At 62.4% G+C, this 18,903-nt stretch carries 18 protein-coding genes; 8 read left to right on the top strand and 10 right to left on the bottom strand.

What is annotated here, in order from left to right; translation table 11 throughout:
- Positions 1–57 precede the first annotated feature (57 nt).
- On the top strand, positions 58–1,707 hold the full coding sequence (locus tag IDM28_RS22695) for a GMC family oxidoreductase (protein WP_188036918.1): 1,650 nt from the start codon (positions 58–60) through the stop codon (positions 1,705–1,707).
- Positions 1,708–1,804: 97 nt separating this feature from the next.
- Complete coding sequence (locus tag IDM28_RS22690; RefSeq protein ID WP_101322772.1) at positions 1,805–3,424, top strand: MFS transporter; 1,620 nt, start codon at positions 1,805–1,807, stop codon at positions 3,422–3,424.
- Between the two features lie 154 nt (positions 3,425–3,578).
- On the opposite strand, the gene IDM28_RS22685 is transcribed toward IDM28_RS22690, so the two are convergent.
- The 4 genes from IDM28_RS22685 to glyQ all read right to left on the bottom strand — a co-directional run bounded on the left by IDM28_RS22685 (position 3,579) and on the right by glyQ (position 7,953).
- The gene (locus IDM28_RS22685) at positions 3,579–4,361 is read right to left on the bottom strand and encodes a lysophospholipid acyltransferase family protein (RefSeq protein ID WP_101322771.1); all 783 of its coding nucleotides are present in this window, start codon (positions 4,359–4,361) and stop codon (positions 3,579–3,581) included.
- 62 nt (positions 4,362–4,423) lie between these two features.
- Positions 4,424–4,951 carry a D-glycero-beta-D-manno-heptose 1,7-bisphosphate 7-phosphatase gene (gmhB, locus tag IDM28_RS22680; RefSeq protein WP_101322770.1) on the bottom strand — a complete coding sequence of 176 codons (528 nt, stop codon included), beginning with the start codon at positions 4,949–4,951 and terminating at the stop codon, positions 4,424–4,426.
- A gap of 3 nt (positions 4,952–4,954) precedes the next feature.
- Complete coding sequence (gene glyS, locus IDM28_RS22675; RefSeq protein WP_101322769.1) at positions 4,955–7,009, bottom strand: glycine--tRNA ligase subunit beta; 2,055 nt, start codon at positions 7,007–7,009, stop codon at positions 4,955–4,957.
- Positions 7,006–7,953, bottom strand: coding sequence for a glycine--tRNA ligase subunit alpha (glyQ, locus tag IDM28_RS22670; RefSeq protein ID WP_101322768.1), 948 nt, complete (start codon positions 7,951–7,953; stop codon positions 7,006–7,008). Before glyQ ends, glyS begins: the two co-directional genes overlap by 4 nt.
- A gap of 83 nt (positions 7,954–8,036) precedes the next feature.
- Here glyQ and IDM28_RS22665 point away from each other — a divergent pair, with 83 nt between their 5' ends.
- Both IDM28_RS22665 and IDM28_RS22660 read left to right on the top strand, forming a co-directional pair.
- Positions 8,037–8,588, top strand: coding sequence for a DNA-3-methyladenine glycosylase I (locus tag IDM28_RS22665; RefSeq protein WP_101322767.1), 552 nt, complete (start codon positions 8,037–8,039; stop codon positions 8,586–8,588).
- Between the two features lie 40 nt (positions 8,589–8,628).
- Positions 8,629–9,516, top strand: a complete 888-nt coding sequence (locus IDM28_RS22660; protein WP_101322766.1) for a lysophospholipid acyltransferase — start codon at positions 8,629–8,631, stop codon at positions 9,514–9,516.
- 117 nt (positions 9,517–9,633) lie between these two features.
- On the opposite strand, the gene IDM28_RS22655 is transcribed toward IDM28_RS22660, so the two are convergent.
- Genes IDM28_RS22655 through def form a run of 5 tightly spaced genes read right to left on the bottom strand, consistent with a single transcriptional unit; the run spans position 9,634 to position 14,157 of the window.
- Positions 9,634–9,942 (bottom strand): tetratricopeptide repeat protein, encoded by a 309-nt coding sequence (locus IDM28_RS22655; RefSeq protein WP_188036917.1) that lies wholly within the window; start codon positions 9,940–9,942, stop codon positions 9,634–9,636.
- Between the two features lie 12 nt (positions 9,943–9,954).
- Positions 9,955–11,328: a Trk system potassium transporter TrkA gene (gene trkA / locus IDM28_RS22650; RefSeq protein ID WP_101322764.1), complete on the bottom strand. Its 1,374-nt coding sequence runs from the start codon at positions 11,326–11,328 to the stop codon at positions 9,955–9,957.
- Positions 11,329–11,350: 22 nt separating this feature from the next.
- Positions 11,351–12,661 (bottom strand): 16S rRNA (cytosine(967)-C(5))-methyltransferase RsmB, encoded by a 1,311-nt coding sequence (gene rsmB, locus IDM28_RS22645; RefSeq protein ID WP_188036916.1) that lies wholly within the window; start codon positions 12,659–12,661, stop codon positions 11,351–11,353.
- Positions 12,658–13,590, bottom strand: coding sequence for a methionyl-tRNA formyltransferase (gene fmt, locus IDM28_RS22640; protein WP_188036915.1), 933 nt, complete (start codon positions 13,588–13,590; stop codon positions 12,658–12,660). Before fmt ends, rsmB begins: the two co-directional genes overlap by 4 nt.
- A gap of 60 nt (positions 13,591–13,650) precedes the next feature.
- Positions 13,651–14,157 carry a peptide deformylase gene (gene def / locus IDM28_RS22635; protein WP_101322761.1) on the bottom strand — a complete coding sequence of 169 codons (507 nt, stop codon included), beginning with the start codon at positions 14,155–14,157 and terminating at the stop codon, positions 13,651–13,653.
- Between the two features lie 209 nt (positions 14,158–14,366).
- On the opposite strand from def, the gene dprA reads away from it, so the two are divergent.
- From dprA to IDM28_RS22615, 4 genes are all read left to right on the top strand, one after another.
- Positions 14,367–15,464: a DNA-processing protein DprA gene (gene dprA, locus IDM28_RS22630; protein WP_181088465.1), complete on the top strand. Its 1,098-nt coding sequence runs from the start codon at positions 14,367–14,369 to the stop codon at positions 15,462–15,464.
- Between the two features lie 36 nt (positions 15,465–15,500).
- Positions 15,501–16,058 (top strand): L-threonylcarbamoyladenylate synthase, encoded by a 558-nt coding sequence (locus IDM28_RS22625; protein ID WP_150572348.1) that lies wholly within the window; start codon positions 15,501–15,503, stop codon positions 16,056–16,058.
- A 517-nt stretch (positions 16,059–16,575) separates the two neighbouring features.
- The gene (locus IDM28_RS22620; RefSeq protein WP_150572347.1) at positions 16,576–16,890 is read left to right on the top strand and encodes a DUF3077 domain-containing protein; all 315 of its coding nucleotides are present in this window, start codon (positions 16,576–16,578) and stop codon (positions 16,888–16,890) included.
- Positions 16,891–17,355: 465 nt separating this feature from the next.
- A complete protein-coding gene (locus IDM28_RS22615; protein ID WP_188036914.1) occupies positions 17,356–17,670 on the top strand; it encodes a DUF3077 domain-containing protein in 315 nt (104 codons plus the stop codon).
- A 179-nt stretch (positions 17,671–17,849) separates the two neighbouring features.
- Here the strand turns inward: IDM28_RS22615 and IDM28_RS22610 are convergent, their stop codons facing one another.
- The gene (locus tag IDM28_RS22610; RefSeq protein WP_101322756.1) at positions 17,850–18,827 is read right to left on the bottom strand and encodes an NADPH:quinone reductase; all 978 of its coding nucleotides are present in this window, start codon (positions 18,825–18,827) and stop codon (positions 17,850–17,852) included.
- Positions 18,828–18,903 lie beyond the last annotated feature (76 nt).

Raw genomic sequence — 18,903 nt, 5'->3', positions numbered from 1 at the left:
GAAATTACGCACTAAGATCAAAAGCGACAAGAATAATAATCAGGCCCGAGGTCGCACATGCCATCAGCCGATTCTGCCTACGACTATGTCGTTGTAGGCGCTGGCCCAGCCGGATGTTTGCTGGCCAACCGTTTGTCCGCCGATCCATCCTGCCGGGTGCTGCTGCTCGAAGCGGGTGGGCGCGATAACTATCCATGGATTCACATCCCGGTCGGTTACCTCTATTGCATCGGTAACCCGCGCACCGACTGGTGCTTCAAGACCGAGGCGCAAGCGGGCCTTGGCGGCCGCAGCCTGGGTTATCCGCGCGGCAAGGTGCTCGGCGGCTGCTCGTCGATCAACGGCATGATCTACATGCGCGGCCAGGCCAGCGACTACGATCGCTGGGCTGAACAAGGCAACGACGGCTGGGCCTGGAAAGACGTGCTGCCGCTGTTCAAGGCCAGCGAGAATCACTATGCCGGCAGCAGCGACAGCCACGGCGCCGACGGCGAATGGCGGGTCGAACAGCAGCGCTACAGCTGGCCGATCCTCGACGCCTTCCGCGATGCCGCCGAGCAGAGCGGGATTGGCAAGGTCGACGACTTCAATACCGGCGACAACCAAGGCTGTGGATACTTTCAGGTCAACCAGCGCAGCGGCGTACGCTGGAATGCGGCCAAAGCCTTTCTGCGGCCAATCCTCAAGCGGCCCAACCTGACTCTGCTCACTGGCGTCGAAGTTGACCAGGTGCTGCTCGACAATACCCGTGCTACGGCGGTCAAAGCTCGCTGGCAGGGTGAGTGGCACGAGTTTCAGGCGCGGCGGGAGATTATCCTCTGCGCAGGCTCGGTCGGTTCACCGGGTATCCTCCAACGTTCCGGCATCGGCCCGCGCAAGCTGCTTGAAGATCTCGGCATCGGCGTACGCCATGACATGCCTGGTGTGGGCGGCAACCTGCAGGACCATCTGCAGCTGCGCCTGATCTACCAGATCCGCAACACCCGTACCTTGAACCAGATGGCCAACAGCCTATGGGGCAAGATGGGCATGGGCCTGCGCTATCTATACGACCGCAGCGGCCCGCTGGCGATGGCGCCCAGTCAGCTCGGCGCGTTCGTTCGCTCCAGCCCCGAGCAGGCCAGCGCCAATCTGCAATATCACGTCCAGCCGCTTTCACTGGAGCGCTTCGGCGAGCCGCTGCATCGCTTCCCGGCGTTCACCGCGTCGGTGTGCAATCTGCGCCCCGCCAGCCGCGGGCGCATCGATATTCGCTCGGCCGATCTGCATGCCGAGCCTGTGATCAACCCTAACTATCTGAGCGACCCGCAAGACCTGCGTGTTGCCGCCGATGCCATTCGCATGACCCGGCGCATCGTCCAGGCACCTGCCCTCGCCGCCTTCGACCCGGTCGAGTACCTGCCGGGCGCTGCGCTCAACACTGAAGAAGAGCTGTTTGAGGCTGCGAGCAAGATCGGCACCACCATCTTCCACCCGGTCGGCACCTGCCGCATGGGCAGCGGCACGCTCGATGTGGTCGACCATCAACTGCGTGTGCACGGCATCCCAGGCTTGCGCGTGGCCGATGCCTCGATCATGCCGCAGATTGTTTCCGGCAATACCTGTTCACCGACACTGATGATCGCCGAGAAAGCGGCGCAACTGATTCTCAAAGGAGCTGCAACCCAAACCTACCTCAGCGACGCAAGCGCAATACCGACGCCCTGACCAGGTGCGTGCAACAAGCGGCGGCTGGTGATCAGGGCCTGCCGGCAGTGGAACAACAAGAATAATCACTGTGGCCTGCGGGCCGAGGACAGCAACGATGTCTGATTACATTCAAGAGCAGGGAGCAGCGGCGAGCCCTACCAGCCGTCGCGAGGAAAGAAAGATCATTTTCGCGTCATCCCTCGGGACGGTTTTCGAGTGGTATGACTTTTTTCTGTACGGCGCTCTGGCGGCGGTGATCAGCAAGCAGTTCTTTGCGGGGGTCAACGACACCACGGCGTTCATCTTCGCCCTGATGGCATTCGCTGCGGGCTTCTTGGTCAGGCCGTTTGGCGCGCTGGTGTTCGGCCGCCTGGGCGACATGATCGGGCGTAAATACACCTTCCTGGTCACCATCGTGTTGATGGGCTTGTCGACCTTCGCGGTCGGGCTGTTGCCTACCTATGCCAGCATTGGTATCGCGGCGCCGATCATCCTGGTGATTCTGCGCATGCTCCAAGGCCTGGCGTTGGGCGGCGAGTACGGTGGCGCGGCAACTTACGTGGCCGAGCACGCACCGCCCGGCAAGCGCGGTTTCCATACCGGCTTCATCCAGTCGACCGCGACCCTGGGCCTGCTGCTGTCGTTGCTGGTGGTACTGGGTAGCCGCTACATCAGCGGTGATGAGTTTGAAACCTGGGGCTGGCGCCTGCCGTTCCTGCTGTCGATTGTGCTGCTGGGGATTTCCACCTGGATCCGCATGAGCATGCACGAGTCGCCAGCCTTCGTGAAAATGAAGGCGCAGGGCAAGCTGAGCAAGTCGCCGATTCGTGAGTCGTTCACCAATTGGAGCAACCTCAAGATCGTCCTGACGGCACTGTTCAGCATCAACGCCGGTCAGGCAGTAACCTTCTACACGGCGCAGTTCTATGTGCTGTTCTTCATGACCCAGATGCTCAAGATGGACCCGGCCCAGGCCAACACTCTGCTGATCATCAGCGTGGTGATCGGCGCGCCGTTCTTCGTGTTCTTCGGTTGGCTGTCTGACCGCATTGGCCGCAAGCCGATCCTGATGGTTGGCCTGCTGCTGGCAACCGTCCTGTACTTCCCGCTGTTCAAGGCCCTGAGCCATTACGCCAACCCACAGATCGACGCCGCCAGCCGTCAGTCGCCCATTGTGGTGATGGCTGACCCAGCCAGCTGCACCTTCCAGTTCGACCCGGTCGGCAAAGCGCGTTTCGACAGCCCGTGCGACAAGGTCAAGACCTTCCTGGTCAAGCAGGGCCTGCCGTACAGCTCGGCTGCTGCGACTGGCAGTGATGTCGTGGTGAACATCGGCGACACGGCCATCACCGGCTTCGACGAAGCGGCAATGCGTGCGGCGATTACCCAGGCGGGGTATCCGGCCAAGGCCGATCCTGCGCAGGTCAACGAGTTCATGGTGGTAGCGCTGATTGTAGCGATGATCCTGATCGCGACCATGACCTATGGCCCGCTGGCGGCGGTGATGGTCGAGCTGTTCCCGACGCGGATCCGCTATACCTCGATGTCTCTGCCGTACCACATTGGTAACGGCTGGTTCGGTGGGTTCCTGCCGACCGTATCGTTCGCGCTGGTGGTGTATACCGGGGATATTTTCTATGGGCTGTGGTACCCGGTGTTGATAACCGGGGTGAGCCTGGTGGTGGGGATATTCTGTTTGAAAGAGACCAAGGATGTGGACCTGGACAAGGTCTGATCTGAAACAGCCGGGGGCTGCACAGCAGCCCCCGTTTTCAATCACGAAAAAAACTTATGCACGGTTTTCGAAAAACTGTCACATAGATAAATAGCTATAAATTTCAATCACTTAGAGTCAATCTCTAAGCATCATTTGAAAAGTTGCTCACAAGTTATCCACAATTTTCCAAGCTGTCTGCGGCGCTGCTTTCAGCCACTGGAGGCAGCGCACCCAGCGCCCGCTGGGTCTCCTGATTCCACGCCTCAGCGCGGTTATTCAGGTCAGCAATGGCCCGCGGCCCGCTGCCTTCGGCATACATCGGCTCGCCAATCACCACCTCGATCACCCCCGCCTGCTTGCCCCAGCCAGACTTCGGCCAGTAACGGCCGGCGTTATGCGCAATCGGCAGCACCGGCAGGCCTGCGTTCACCGCCAAGGCCGTACCGCCACGGGAGAACTTGCCGATCTGCCCATACGGGACACGGGTACCCTCAGGGAAGATCAATACCCACACGCCTTGCTTGAGCAGCTCGTCGCCCTTCTTGGCAACGTGGCGCAAGGCTTCCTTGGGGTTGTCGCGGTCGATCGCGATCGGCCGCAGCATGGCCATGGCCCAGCCAAAGAACGGCACATACAGCAGCTCACGCTTGAGTACCTGGCTCAGCGGTTGGAAGTACGCCGACAGGAAGAACGTTTCCCAGGTGCTCTGGTGATTGGACAGAATCACGCACGGGGTCGCTGGCACGTTCTCCGCGCCGGTGATCTTGTAGCGGATACCCAGCATCACCTCGGTCAGGCGCACGGCAAAGCGGCACCAGTAGACGTTGATGAAGCGGTAGCGCTTTTGAAACGGCAGAAACGGCGCGATGAAGAAGCTCAAGGTGCACCAGAGCAACGAGCTGGTGCCCAGCAGCAGGTAAAAAAGAAAGATTCTGATCGCCTGCAGGATCGACATAGTGGCATGTACCGTTGCGGGTCGTGCCCGCCTAATGAACTGTGCGCCAGGCGGCGGACAGTCTAGATAAGTGCTCTGGCGACAGCGGCCAGATCGTCAAAAATCAGCGTGCTTGCAGCGACGCCCTTGCTCAGGGTGCGCTCACCTTTGCCGGTTTTCACCAACACCGGTTGTGCTCCGACGGCCAGGGCGGCCTCCAGGTCACCTTTACTGTCGCCGACGAACCATACGCCAGGCAGCTCTGCCTGGTAATGGGCAGCGATTGCCTCGAGCATGCCCGGCTTCGGTTTGCGACAGGCGCAGCCCTCGTCCGGACCATGCGGGCAGTACACGACGAGGCCCAGTTCGCCACCCTGCTCGGCCACCAGCTCGCGCAAGCGCGTGTGCATGGCCTCGAGGGTGTCCAGCGAATAGTAGCCCCGGGCAATGCCGGACTGGTTGGTGGCCACCGCCACCGTCCAGCCCGCTTTGCTCAACTGCGCGATGGCCTCGATCGCGCCGGCAATGGGGATCCACTCCTCCAGCGACTTGATGTAGGCGTCGGAGTCGTGATTGATCACCCCGTCACGATCGAGAATCAGCAGTTTCAAGGCTTACCCCAGCAATGAGATGTCGGCCACACCCAGGAACAGACCGCGCAGGCGGCTGAGCAGGGCGTAGCGGTTGGCACGGACCTTGGCATCTTCGGCGTTGACCATCACTGCCTCGAAGAAGGCGTCGACCGGGTCACGCAGCGCTGCCAGGCGGGCCAGCGACTCACGGTACTGACGGGCCGCGGCCATCGGTTGCACAGCCTGGTCGGCCTGCTGGATCGCCGAGTACAGCGAGAACTCGTTGGCATTGTCGAAATACTTCGGCTCGACTTGCTCGGAGATCGCACCCTCAGCCTTGCTCAGCAGGTTCGACACACGCTTGTTGACCGCGGCCAGGGCCCCGGCTTCAGGCAGTTGGCGGAACGCCTGCACGGCCTGTACGCGTTGGTCGAAGTCCAGCGCCGAGCCTGGCTTGAGGGCACGTACCGACAGGTAGGTACCGACGTCGATGCCTTCGTCTTCATAACGCGCACGCAGGCGGTCGAAGATGAACTCCAGGACCTGCTCGGACAGCCCGGCTGGCTTGATCTTGCTACCGAACTGGTTGACGGCGAAGCTCACGGCGTCGGTCAGGTCCAGGTCCAGCTGCTTGTCTATCAGAATGCGCAGCACGCCGAGGGCAGCGCGACGCAGGGCGTACGGGTCTTTGCTGCCGGTTGGCAGCATGCCGATGCCGAAGATACCGACCAGGGTGTCGAGCTTGTCGGCAATGGCCACGGCAGCACCGGTGAGGGTCTGCGGCAGTTCCGCGCCAGCACCGCGCGGCATGTACTGCTCGTTCAGGGCCAGGGCGACGTCTTCCGGCTCGCCGTCGTTCATGGCGTAGTAGTAGCCGGCAACGCCTTGCATTTCCGGGAACTCGCCGACCATTTCGGTGGCCAGGTCACACTTGGACAGCAAGCCGGCACGCGCCGCACGCTGGGCGTCGCCGCCGATGCGTGGGGCGATGTAGGCGGCCAGCTTGGAGACGCGCTCGGCTTTGTCGTAGACGCTGCCCAGCTGGGCCTGGAACACCACGTTCTTCAAGCGCTCGTTGAAGGTCGCCAGCGGCTGCTTCTTGTCCTGCTTGAAGAAGAACTCGGCGTCGGTCAGGCGCGGACGCACGACCTTTTCGTTACCGAGCACGATCTGCTGCGGGTCACGGCTCTCGACGTTGGCCACGGTAATGAAGCGCGGCAGCAACTTGCCGTCGCTGTCGAGCAGGCAGAAGTACTTCTGGTTGTCCTGCATGGTGGTGATCAGCGCTTCTTGCGGCACTTCAAGGAAGCGTTCCTCGAACGAGCACACCAGCGGCACCGGCCATTCGACCAGCGCAGTCACTTCATCGAGCAGCGCCGGCGGCACGATGGCCGTGCCTTCCTGCTGCAGGGCGAGCTCTGCGGTGCGCTTGGCGATCAAGTCGCGGCGCTCGGCAAAATCGGCCAGCACGTAGGCTTTGCGCAGGTCTTCGGCGTAGTTGGCAGGCGCGCTGATAACCACGTTTTCCGGGTGGTGGAAACGGTGCCCACGCGACTCGCGACCGGCTTGCTGCTTGAGGATGGTGCAATCGACCACCTGCTCACCGAGCAGCATCACCAGCCATTGGGTTGGCCGCACGAATTCTTCACGGCTGGCCGCCCAGCGCATGCGCTTGGGAATCGGCAGGTCGTTGAGCGAATCTTCGACGATGGTCGGCAGCAGGCTGGCAGTAGCCTTGCCCGGGATGTGCTGCGAGAAGCGCAGTTTGGCGCCGCTCTGGTCGATCTCGCTGAGGTCGACGCCGCACTTCTTGGCAAAGCCCAGGGCCGCCTGAGTTGGCTGGCCTTCGGCGTTGAACGCGGCCTGCATGGGCGGGCCATCGACGTTGATGGAGCGGTCAGGCTGCTGCACGTCGAGCTGACGAATCAGCACTGCCAGGCGGCGCGGCGCGGCATACACGCTCTTGCCGGCGTAGTTCAGGCCAGCGGCCTGCAGGCCTTTTTCGATACCGGCCAAAAACGCGTCACCGAGGCTGGCGAGGGCTTTGGGTGGCAGCTCTTCGGTGCCCAGTTCAACCAGAAAATCTTGAGCACTCATTGTGCAGCCTCCAGCTTAGCCAACACTTCGTCACGCAGTTCAGGGGTCGCCATCGGGAAGCCCATGCGGGCACGGGCTTGCAGGTAGCTTTGCGCCACGTCGCGAGCCAGCGTACGTACGCGCAGGATGTAACGCTGGCGCTCGGTCACCGAGATGGCGCGGCGGGCGTCGAGCAGGTTGAAGGTGTGCGACGCCTTCAGGACCATTTCATAGGTCGGCAGCGGCAGGTCGAGCTTGATCAGGCGGTTGGCTTCGCTTTCGTAGAAGTCGAACAGCTCGAACAGTTTGTCAACGTTGGCGTGCTCGAAGTTGTAGGTCGATTGCTCCACTTCGTTCTGGTGGAACACGTCGCCATAGGTGACCACACCGAACGGGCCGTCAGCCCAGACCAGGTCGTACACCGAATCAACGCCCTGCAGGTACATCGCCAGGCGCTCGAGGCCGTAGGTGATTTCGCCGGTGACCGGGTAGCACTCCAGACCGCCGACTTGCTGGAAGTAGGTGAACTGAGTCACTTCCATGCCGTTCAGCCAGATTTCCCAACCCAGACCCCAGGCGCCGAGGGTCGGCGATTCCCAGTTGTCTTCGACGAAGCGCACATCGTGCACCAGCGGGTCGAGGCCGATCGCTTTCAGCGAGCCCAGGTACAGTTCCTGGAAGTTGGCCGGGTTAGGCTTGAGGACCACCTGGAACTGGTAGTAATGCTGCAGGCGGTTGGGGTTTTCACCATACCGTCCGTCGGCAGGCCGACGGCTTGGCTGCACGTAGGCGGCGTTCCAGGTTTCTGGGCCGACGGCGCGCAAAAAGGTCGCGGTGTGGAAAGTGCCGGCGCCTACTTCCATATCGTAGGGCTGAAGTACCACACAACCTTGCTCAGCCCAGTACTTCTGCAGGGCGAGGATGAGGTCTTGGAAGGTACGCACGGCTGGCGTAGGCTGGCTCACGAAATTCACCTGTATCTGGGGATGCGGATGTAAAGAGCGGGAGTATAACCCGATTCGCCTCGCCCTCTACTGATTGGAGCCTTATGCCACGCTGCTTTTGGTGTACCGACGATCCGTTGTACCAGGCCTACCACGACCAGGAGTGGGGAACGCCGCAGCGCGATCCGGCGTTGCTGTTCGAGATGCTTTTGCTCGAAGGGTTCCAGGCCGGGCTGTCCTGGATCACCGTATTGCGCAAGCGCGAGCGCTATCGCCAGGTCATGTATGACTTTGACCCGGTGCAACTGGCGCAGATGAGCGATGAGCGCATCGAGGAATTGATGCTCGATGCCGGGATCATCCGCAACCGCCTCAAACTCAACGCGGCGCGGCGTAATGCCAAGGCCTGGCTGGCTGTGGATAACCCGGCCGAGTGGCTCTGGTCGTTTGTCGGCGGCACGCCGAAGATCAACCACTTCATCGACCGTAGCGAGATGCCGGCAGTCACCGACGAGGCCAAGGCGATGAGCAAGGCGTTGCAGAAAGCCGGCTTCACGTTCGTTGGTCCGACTATCTGCTACGCGTTCATGCAGGCCACCGGGATGGTCATGGACCACACCACCGACTGCGATCGCTACGCCGCCTTGGCGCGCTGAGCGGGTACAATGCGCGCTTGCTGAAATAAGGAATTCGCCTGTGGAAAAGTTCAAGGGCGCCCTGATGGTCGGGGTGCTGCGCCTGTTTGCCAAGCTGCCCTGGAGCGCGGTGCAACGGGTTGGCGCCGGCATTGGCTGGCTGATGTGGAAGATACCCAACGGTTCGCGCAACGTGGTGCGGATCAACCTGGCCAAGTGTTTTCCGGAGATGGACCCGGCCGAGCGCGAGCAGTTGGTCGGCCGCGCCCTGCGCGATATTGGCAAGTCGTTTGTCGAAAGCGCCTGCGCCTGGATCTGGCCGCCTCAGCGTTCGCTGGACCTCGTCCACGAAGTGCAGGGCCTGGAAGTGCTGGAGGCCGCCCTGGCCTCAGGCAAGGGCGTAGTCGGCATTACCAGCCACCTGGGCAACTGGGAAGTGCTCAACCACTTCTACTGCAGCCAGTGCAAACCGATCATTTTCTACCGCCCGCCCAAGCTCAAGGCCGTCGATGACCTGCTTCGCGAGCAGCGCGTGCAGATGGGCAACCGTGTGGCGCCGTCGACCAAGGAAGGCATCCTCAGCGTGATCAAGGAAGTGCGCCGTGGTGGCCAGGTGGGGATTCCGGCTGACCCGGAGCCGGCCGAGTCGGCTGGGGTATTTGTACCGTTCCTCGGCACCCAGGCGCTGACCAGCAAGTTTGTGCCGAACATGCTGGCTGGCGGCAAGGCGGTCGGGGTGTTCCTGCATGCGCTGCGGCTGCCGGATGGTTCTGGGTTCAGGGTAATTCTCGAGGCGGCGCCCGAGGAGATGTACAGCACCGATGTAACGGTGTCGGCGGCGGCCATGAGCAAGGTGGTCGAGCGTTATGTGCGCGAGTATCCGAGCCAGTATATGTGGAGCATGAAGCGCTTCAAGAAGCGTCCGGCTGGGGAACAGCGCTGGTATTGAGATTTTGGGGGCGCTTCGCGCCCCTTTCGCGACGCGAGGCCGCTCCTACAGAGGGACGCGGTCAACTGTAGGAGCGGCCTTGTGTCGCGAAAGGGCTGCGCAGCAGCCCCGGCAATCTCAGGCTTTGTTCAATTTCTTCAAAAACACCGCCATCTCTTTCTCGGCCTGTTTATCGCCATGCGCCCGCGCCGCTTCAGTCCCTTGTTCCCACGCCTGCCGCGCCGCGGCCAGATCACCGCTCAGCTGATAAGCCTTGCCCAACAGCTTCCACGCCGCCGAATACTTCGGGTCCAGCTCAACGCAGCGGGCCAGATGCACCGCCGCCTCGGCGCCGTTGCCCTCATCCAGCCAGGCCTTGCCCAGGCCGAAACGCAACAGTGAGTTATCCACACCCTTGTCGAGCATCTTCTGCAGCGATTCGCGCATTGCCGTGCCTCCTTAGAAAAAGCTCAAGCCCACGTGGAATAGCTTCTCGACGTCGCGGATATGCTTTTTATCCACAACGAACAGAATCACGTGGTCGCCGGTTTCCAGCACCGTGTTGTCGTGGGCGATCAGCACCTGCTCGGCACGAATGATCGCGCCAATGGTGGTGCCCGGCGGCAGGTCGATGTCGGCGATGGCCTTGCCAATCACCTTGCTCGACTTGGCGTCACCATGCGCCACCGCCTCGATCGCCTCGGCCGCACCGCGGCGCAGCGAGTGCACGCTGACGATATCGCCGCGGCGCACGTGGGCAAGCAAGGTGCCGATAGTCGCCAACTGCGGGCTGATGGCGATGTCGATATCGCCGCCCTGCACCAGGTCGACATAGGCCGGGTTGTTGATGATGGTCATCACCTTGCGCGCACCTAGGCGCTTGGCCAGCAGCGACGACATGATGTTGGCCTCGTCGTCGTTGGTCAGGGCCAGGAAGATATCGGCGTCGGCGATGTTCTCTTCCAGCATCAGGTCCTTGTCCGAGGCGCTGCCCTGCAACACCACAGTGCTTTCCAGGGTGTCGGACAGGTAACGGCAACGCGCCGCGTTCATCTCGATGATCTTGACCTGGTAGCGGCTCTCGATCGCCTCAGCCAGGCGCTCGCCGATCTGCCCGCCCCCGGCGATGACCACACGCTTGTTGGTCTCGTCGATGCGGCGCAACTCGCCCATGACCGCACGGATGTCCTTCTTCGCGGCGATGAAAAAAACCTCGTCATCGGCTTCAATGACGGTATCGCCCTGCGGCTTGATCGGCCGGTCACGGCGGAAGATCGCCGCCACGCGGGTGTCGACATTGGGCATGTGCGCGCGGATCTGGCGCAACTGCTGGCCCACCAGCGGGCCGCCGTAGTAGGCCTTGACCGCCACCAACTGGGCTTTGCCGTCAGCGAAGTCGATCACCTGCAGTGCGCCGGGGTGCTCGATCAGGCGCTTGATGTAGTTGGTCACCACCTGTTCGGGACTGATCAGCACGTCGACCGGGATATGGTCGTTGTGGAACATTTCTTCCCGAGTCAGGTACGCCGATTCGCGCACCCGAGCGATCTTGGTCGGGGTGTGGAACAGCGAGTAGGCGACCTGGCAGGCGACCATGTTGGTCTCGTCGCTGTTGGTCACCGCCACCAGCATGTCGGCGTCGTCGGCGCCGGCCTGGCGCAGCACCGTCGGCAGCGAGCCACGGCCCTGCACAGTGCGGATATCAAGGCGGTCGCCAAGGTCGCGCAGGCGGTCGCCATCAGTGTCGACCACAGTGATGTCATTGGCTTCGCTGGCCAGGTGTTCTGCCAGCGTGCCGCCTACCTGCCCTGCGCCAAGGATGATGATCTTCATCCACTACTCCTAACCTGGTGTTTTATCCGCGCGAGGCGGCAATCTTGATCAGCTTGGCATAGTAGAAGCCGTCGTGGCCGCCTTCCTGAGCCAGCAACTGGCGCCCGTGCGGCTGGCGCAGGCCGGCCTCGGTGGCCAGGTCCAGTTCACGGGCGCCTGGCGTGCGGGCCAGAAACGCCTCGATCACTTCAGTGTTTTCGGTCGGCAGGCTCGAGCAGGTGGCGTACAGCAGCATGCCGCCGACTTCTAGGGTTGGCCACAGCGCATCGAGCAACTCGCCCTGCAACGTGGCCAGGGCCGGGATGTCATCAGCCTGACGGGTCAGCTTGATATCCGGATGACGGCGGATCACCCCAGTCGCCGAGCACGGTGCGTCGAGCAGAATGCGCTGGAAGGTCTTGCCGTCCCACCAGTTGGCGGTGTCGCGGGCATCGCAGGCGATCAGCCTGGCGTCCAGTTGCAGGCGCGCCAAGTTCTCGCGCACGCGGACCAGGCGCTTGGCTTCCAGGTCGATCGCCACCACTTCGGCCAGGCCCTGCTCGGCTTCGAGCAGGTGGCAGGTCTTGCCGCCCGGTGCGCAGCAGGCATCCAGCACGCGTTGGCCGGGGGCCAGTTCGAGCAGGTCGGCGGCCAGTTGCGCCGCCTCGTCCTGCACGCTGATCCAGCCTTCGGCAAAGCCTGGCAGGCCACGCACGTCGCAGGCGGCCGCGAGCACGATGCCGTCGCGGCTGTACTGGCAAGCAGCGGCAGCGATACCGGCTTCGCCAAGCAAGGCCAGGTAGGCGTCGCGGCTGTGATGGCGGCGGTTGACCCGCAGGATCATCGGCGGATGAGCATTGTTGGCGGCGCAGATGGCTTCCCACTGCTCCGGCCAGAACGCTTTGAGCGACTTCTGCAGCCAGCGCGGGTGGGCGGTGCGCACCACCGGGTCGCGCTCCATGCTGGCGAGCAGTTCTTCGCCCTCGCGCTGGGCGCGGCGCAGCACGGCATTGAGCAGGGCCTTGGCCCACGGCTTTTTCAGCTTGTCGGCGCAGCCCACGGTTTCGCCGATGGCGGCATGCGCCGGGATTCGCGTGTAGAACAGCTGGTACAAGCCCACCAGCAGTAGCGCCTGCACATCACTGTCGGCCGCCTTGAACGGCTTTTGCAGCAACTGCGCGGCCAGCAGCTCCAGGCGTGGCTGCCAGCGGGCGGTGCCGAAGGCGAGGTCCTGGGTCAGGCCACGGTCGCGTTCCTCGACCTTGTCCAGTTGCGTTGGCAACGAACTGTTCAGCGAAGCCTTGCCGCTGAGTACAGCAGCGAGGGCGCGGGCAGCAGCCAGACGTGGGTTCATTGGCCAAGCACCTTGCCGTCAGCGAACTTCTCGCGGCGGCTGTTGAACAGGTCGCTGAAGTTCAGCGCCTTGCCGCCTGGCAGTTGCAGGCGGGTCAGGCTCAGTGCCTGCTCACCGCAGGCGACGATCAGGCCGTCCTTGCTGGCGCTGAGGATCTGGCCGGGTGCGCCGCTGCCTGTGGACAACTTCGCTTCGAGGACCTTCACGCTTTCGCCATCGAGGCTGGTGTGGCACACCGGCCATGGGTTGAAGGCGCGTACCAGACGCTCCAGCTCAACTGCCGGGCGGCTCCAGTCGATGCGCGCTTCTTCTTTGTTCAGCTTGTGTGCATAAGTGGCCAGGGCGTCATCCTGCACTTCGCCCTGCAAGGTGCCAGCGGCCAGCCCGGCAATCGCCTCGAGCACGGCAGGCGGGCCCATTTCGGCAAGGCGGTCATGCAGGCTGCCGCCGGTGTCGCTGGCACTGATTGGAGTAGTGACCTTGAGCAGCATCGGCCCGGTGTCCAGGCCCGCTTCCATGCGCATCACGGTGACGCCGCTCTCGGCATCGCCGGCTTCGACGGCGCGCTGGATCGGCGCCGCACCGCGCCAGCGTGGCAGCAGCGAGGCATGGCTGTTGATGCAGCCCAGGCGCGGGATATCCAGCACCGCCTGCGGCAGGATCAAACCGTAGGCAACCACCACCAGCAGGTCCGGCGCCAGCGCGGCCAGTTCGGCCTGGGCCTCGGCATTGCGCAGGGTCGGCGGTTGCAGCACAGGGATGTCATGGGCCACGGCCAACTGCTTGACCGGGCTCGGCATGAGCTTTTGCCCACGGCCGGCCGGACGGTCGGGCTGGGTGTACACCGCAACCACCTGGTAAGGGCTGTCGAGCAGGGCTTTGAGGTGTTCGGCGGCAAACTCAGGGGTGCCCGCGAAGACGATGCGCATGGAGTTCTCGCTTGAAATAGAAAAAGGCTTGCCGGAGCAAGCCTTCTGCAAGGTGGGGGATCAGGCGTTCTGGCGGTGCTGCTTTTCCAGCTTCTTCTTGATCCGGTCACGTTTGAGCTGCGACAGGTAGTCGACAAACAGCTTGCCGTTGAGGTGGTCCAGCTCGTGCTGCACGCACACCGCGAGCAGGCCTTCGGCCTCCATCTCGTACGGCTTGCCATCGCGATCCTGGGCTTTGACCCGGATGCGCAGAGGGCGATCGACGTTTTCGTAGAAGCCCGGCACCGACAGGCAACCTTCCTGGTACTGGCCCATGTCGTCGGTCAGCTCTTCGAGCTCGGGGTTGATGAACACCCGTGGCTCGCTGCGATCTTCGCTCAGGTCCATCACTACCAGGCGCAGGTGGACGTTGACCTGCGTCGCGGCCAGGCCGATGCCAGGCGCTTCGTACATGGTTTCAAACATGTCGTCGATCAGCTGGCGCAAGGCGTCGTCAAACACCGTCACCGGTTTGGCAATGGTACGCAGGCGCGGGTCCGGGAATTCGAGAATGTTCAAAATGGCCATAGGGGTCAGGCAGTCACTGTGCGGTCGGTTGAAAACTGAACACACATAATAAAGGCAAACGCACGATTCAGCACGTAGCAAAGGTCAGCTAGGGTTTCAGAACGGCGCTTATAGCCGAATCTGTTGACAGGTTATAAAACTCTTATCAACACAGTTATCCACAGGTTGTGCCATCTGCATGACCCTTTGTCGATCAAGGATGATCAGCCATGCCCGTTCCCCTTTCGTCTGACTGTCCACCTGCTGAATTAGAGGCGAGGCTGCGCCTGCATCGCTTGCCTGACGTCGGTATGCGGCGTTTTCTGACACTGATTGAGGCGTTTGGCAGCGCCTCCTCGGCGCTCAGTGCACCGGCAACTGCCTGGCGCACGCTGGGGCTGACTGCCGCTGCCTGCGAGGCTCGGCGCAGCCCAGAAGTGCGCGATGGTGCCAGCGCTGCAATGGCCTGGCTAGAGCGTCCGGGCCAGCATTTGCTGATGTGGGACCAGCCTGGCTACCCGCCTCTGCTGGGCGAAATCGACGATGCCCCGCCGCTGCTGTTTGTGGCCGGCAACGTTGAAATACTCGAGCGCCCGCAGCTGGCTGTCGTCGGCAGCAGGCGTGCTTCGCCGCCGGCGCTGGACAACGCCGCGGCTTTTTCGCGCTGCCTCGCCCGCGCCGGTTTTACCATCACCAGCGGCCTGGCGCTGGGCGTAGACGGCGCCGCTCATCGGGCTGCGCTGGACGCTCAAGGCAGCACAATCGGGGTGCTTGGCACGGGTCTTGAAAAACTTTATCCACAGCGCCATAAAGCCCTCGCGCAGGAGATGATCGAGCGTGGTAGCGCAGTGGTTTCAGAGTTCCCGCTGGACGCCGGACCACTGCCTGGCAACTTCCCCCGTCGCAACCGGATCATCAGTGGTTTGTCGCTCGGTGTGCTGGTGGTCGAGGCCGGTACCGCCAGCGGCTCGCTGATCAGCGCCCGTCTGGCGGCCGAGCAAGGCCGCGAGGTGTACGCCATCCCAGGCTCGATCCATCACCCCGGCGCCAAGGGCTGCCACCAGTTGATTCGTGATGGCGCGCTGCTGGTGGAAAGCGTCGAGCAGATCCTCGACAGCCTGCGCGGTTGGCAAAACCTGCCGCCGGTGGCTGTGGATAAACCCGCCCACCCCCTGCTCGCCTTGCTCCACGCTGCACCGCAAACCAGCGAAGGGCTGGCCCGCAGCAGCGGGCAGGCGCTGGCGCAGGTGCTCGCCAGCCTGACCGAGTTGGAGCTGGAAGGCCGCGTCAGCAATCAAGCTGGGCGTTGGTTTGCGCGGTCTGGCTGAGTAAACTGCAGGTCAGCGTAATTCGGAGTAACAACAATGGTCAGCAGTTGGCGTGTGCAGCAAGCCGCACGGGAAATTCGCGCGGGCGCGGTGATTGCCTACCCGACCGAAGCAGTCTGGGGTCTGGGCTGCGACCCCTGGAACGAAGACGCGGTGTACCGCCTGCTCGCGCTCAAGTCGCGGCCTGTGGATAAAGGCCTGATTCTGGTGGCAGACAGCATCGAGCAGTTCGACTTCCTGTTCGAAGACTTCCCCGAAGACTGGATCAAGCGCATGGCCGACACCTGGCCTGGCCCAAACACCTGGCTGGTACCGCATCAGGGCATGTTGCCGGAGTGGGTCACCGGCCAGCACGACACCGTTGCCCTGCGCGTCACTGATCATCCACAGGTGCGCGAGCTTTGCGCGCTAGTTGGGCCGCTGATTTCCACCTCGGCCAACCCCGGTGGACGGCCGGCAGCGAAGAGTCGCTTGCGGGTGGAGCAGTATTTCCGGGGAGATCTGGATCTGGTGCTGGGCGGGTTGTTGGGCGGGCGGAAGAATCCGAGTGTGATTCGTGATCTGGCCACTGGCGAGGTGGTGCGGGCGGGGTGAGCGTCTGGCTCGAGTCTGCCGGGGCTGCTTTGCAGCCCTTTCGCGACGCAAGGCCGCTCCTACAGGGACCGCGTAAGCAGGTCAGACGCGGTCCCCGTAGGAGCGGCCTTGTGTCGCGAAAGGGGTGCGTAGCGCCCCCAGCATTTCTGGCTGATACCGAATTCGTAAGTCCGCAGACTGTTGCCCAGCATTACTCAGTCATGTGCAGGATATTTCTGATTTTTACCAAAAGGCTGTGCGGATCGTATTCGGCGAAATATCCTACGCACGCTGTAGAATGCCATCACCTTCTCAGTGGGAACTCATGCCTCTAGGCTTCACATCGTCGCTGAATAACTCAGCGATCGGGTGTGGTAACCCGGAGATGATGATTCCCCATGTCAGTCATGGCAGCTGTGCGCGGGAGGCTTTTAGCCTGCCGGGTCTTGGGGTATCTCTCCGGTTTACCACCCTGCGTATAGCTGCCACCAATTCGCGTGGTAACGAGTTGTAGCGGCGATTGATTAGAGAAAACCCCATGACCAAGAAGCTTGTACCTGATCCGCCTCTCCCACTAACCACGAGTCACCCCTTCGGTCGCTGCGAAGCCGGCCATCCTCCGCTTTACTCGGTAAACCCAAACATCCCCATCGAAGACGCTCTGGTCCACGTCGCACTGCACCTGCGCTGTGCCTACGAAACCGGCCTGCAAGCCATGGAGCATATGCGCGAAGAAGGCCGCGGCCTGTTCTGGGCCAACCTCCATGCAGTGGAAGCGGCTGAAGGTGTGGTCGAGTCGCTGCTCGACAACTTCGAGGCAGGCACGCTGGAAAAGCGTATGTCTCTCATCTGACAGCCGCTGTGTTGGATATTGGGGCCGTTAGCCGGCCCCAATCACTCAGGGCAGCAGTACGGTCGAACCAACGGAGCGTAGCGCCCCAGCATTTCTGGCTGGTACCGAATTCGTGAGTCCGCAGACTGTTGCCCAGCATTACTCAGTCATGTGCAGGATATTTCTGATTTTTACCAAAAGGCTGTGCGGATCGCATTCAGCGAAATATCCTACGCACGCTGTCGTATGCCATCACCTTCTCAGTGGGAACTCATGCCTCTAGGCTTCACATCGTCGCTGAATAATTCTGCGATCGGGTGTGGTAGCCCAGGTGCTTTTTTTCCATGACAGTCTATGGCGGCTGTGCGCGGGAGGCTTTCGAGCCTGCCTGGATTGGAAAATGCCCGGGTCTACCACCTCGCGTATCGCCGCCACCCAATTCACGTGGTAGTGAATTGAAGCGGTAAAGGTTAGGAGCATTTTCCGGTGGCCAAGAAAATCGTCCCAGATCCACCCTTACCCTCCACCACCGCCCACCCCTTCGGCCGCTGCGAAGCCGGCCATCCTCCGCTTTTCTCAGTAAACCCAAACATCCCCATCGAAGACGCTCTGGTCCACGTAGCGTTGCACCTGCGCTGTGCCTATGAAACCGGCATGCAAGCCATGGAACACATGCGCGAAGAAGGCCGTGGCCTGTACTGGGCCAACCTGCACGCGGTGGAAGCGGCTGAGGGTGTGGTTGAGTCTTTACTCGACAGCTTCGAATCCGGGACATTGAGCAAGAGGATGTCGTTGACCTGACGCCCGGTGCTGGCTGTATTGGGGCCGCTCCGCGGCCCTTCGCGGGTGAACCCACTCCCACAGGGAGTTGAGCGTGATCGCTGTAAAGGGGTGTACCTGCCGGATACCAAACTGAGCGGCAGCTCATAATCCTGTGGGAGCGGGTTTACCCGCGAAGGGCCGCATAGCGGCCCCGCAGCTCAGGGCAACAGCACCGTCGAGCCGACCGTGCGCCGCGCCGACAGCTCGCTCTGCGCCTTGGCCGCTTCGCTGAGCGGGTAGCGTTGCTGGATATCCACCGTCAGCTGGCCGCTGGCGATCATGGCGAACAGGTCATCGGCCATGGCCTGGGTGTTTTCGGCGTTGTTGGCGTAAGTGGCCAAGGTCGGCCGGGTCACGTAAAGCGAACCCTTCTGCGCCAGAATGCCCAGGTTGACGCCACTGACCGCGCCGGAGGCGTTGCCGAAGCTGACCATCAAGCCGCGTGGCTGTAGGCAGTCCAGCGAGGTCAGCCAGGTATCGGCGCCAACGCCGTCGTATACCACCGCAACCTTTTTGCCGTCAGTCAGCTCAAGCACGCGCTTGGCGACGTCTTCGTGGCTGTAGTCGATAGTCTCCCAGGCGCCGAGGGCCTTGGCCCGCTCGGCTTTTTCCGCCGAGCTGACCGTGCCGATCAGCTTGGCGCCCAGCGCTTTAGCCCACTGGCACGCCAGCGAGCCAACCCCACCAGCTGCGGCGTGGAACAGGATCACTTCGCCCGGCTGCACGGCGTAGGTCTGTTTGAGCAGGTACTGCACGGTCAGGCCTTTGAGCATCACTGCGGCAGCCTGCTCGAAGCTGATGCTGTCGGGCAGTTTGACCAGGTTGGCTTCGGGCAGCGTGTGCACTTGGCTGTAGGCGCCCAGCGGGCCGCCGACGTAGGCGACGCGGTCGCCGACCTTGAGCCGGGTGACACCTTCGCCGACCGCATCGACGATGCCGGCACCTTCGGTGCCCAGGCCCGAGGGCAGCGCTGGCGGTGGGTACAGGCCGCTGCGGAAATACGTGTCGATGAAGTTCAGGCCGATCGCCTGGTTGCGCACACGAACCTGCTGCGGGCCGGGTGGGGCCGGGTCGAACTCGACCAGTTGCAGTACTTCGGGACCGCCATGCTGGCTGAACTGGATACGCTGGGCCATCTCGCACTCCTGTTGTCGGATTGGATGCAGGCCTTCTATCGGACGCCTTTGCTTGACTGCCGTCAACTGCGACGCG

Source organism: Pseudomonas sp. EZ-C24 (assembly GCF_014525325.1).
In the GTDB taxonomy this organism is placed as follows: domain Bacteria; phylum Pseudomonadota; class Gammaproteobacteria; order Pseudomonadales; family Pseudomonadaceae; genus Aquipseudomonas; species Aquipseudomonas shirazensis.
This window is presented reverse-complemented; position numbering and strand designations above follow the sequence as displayed.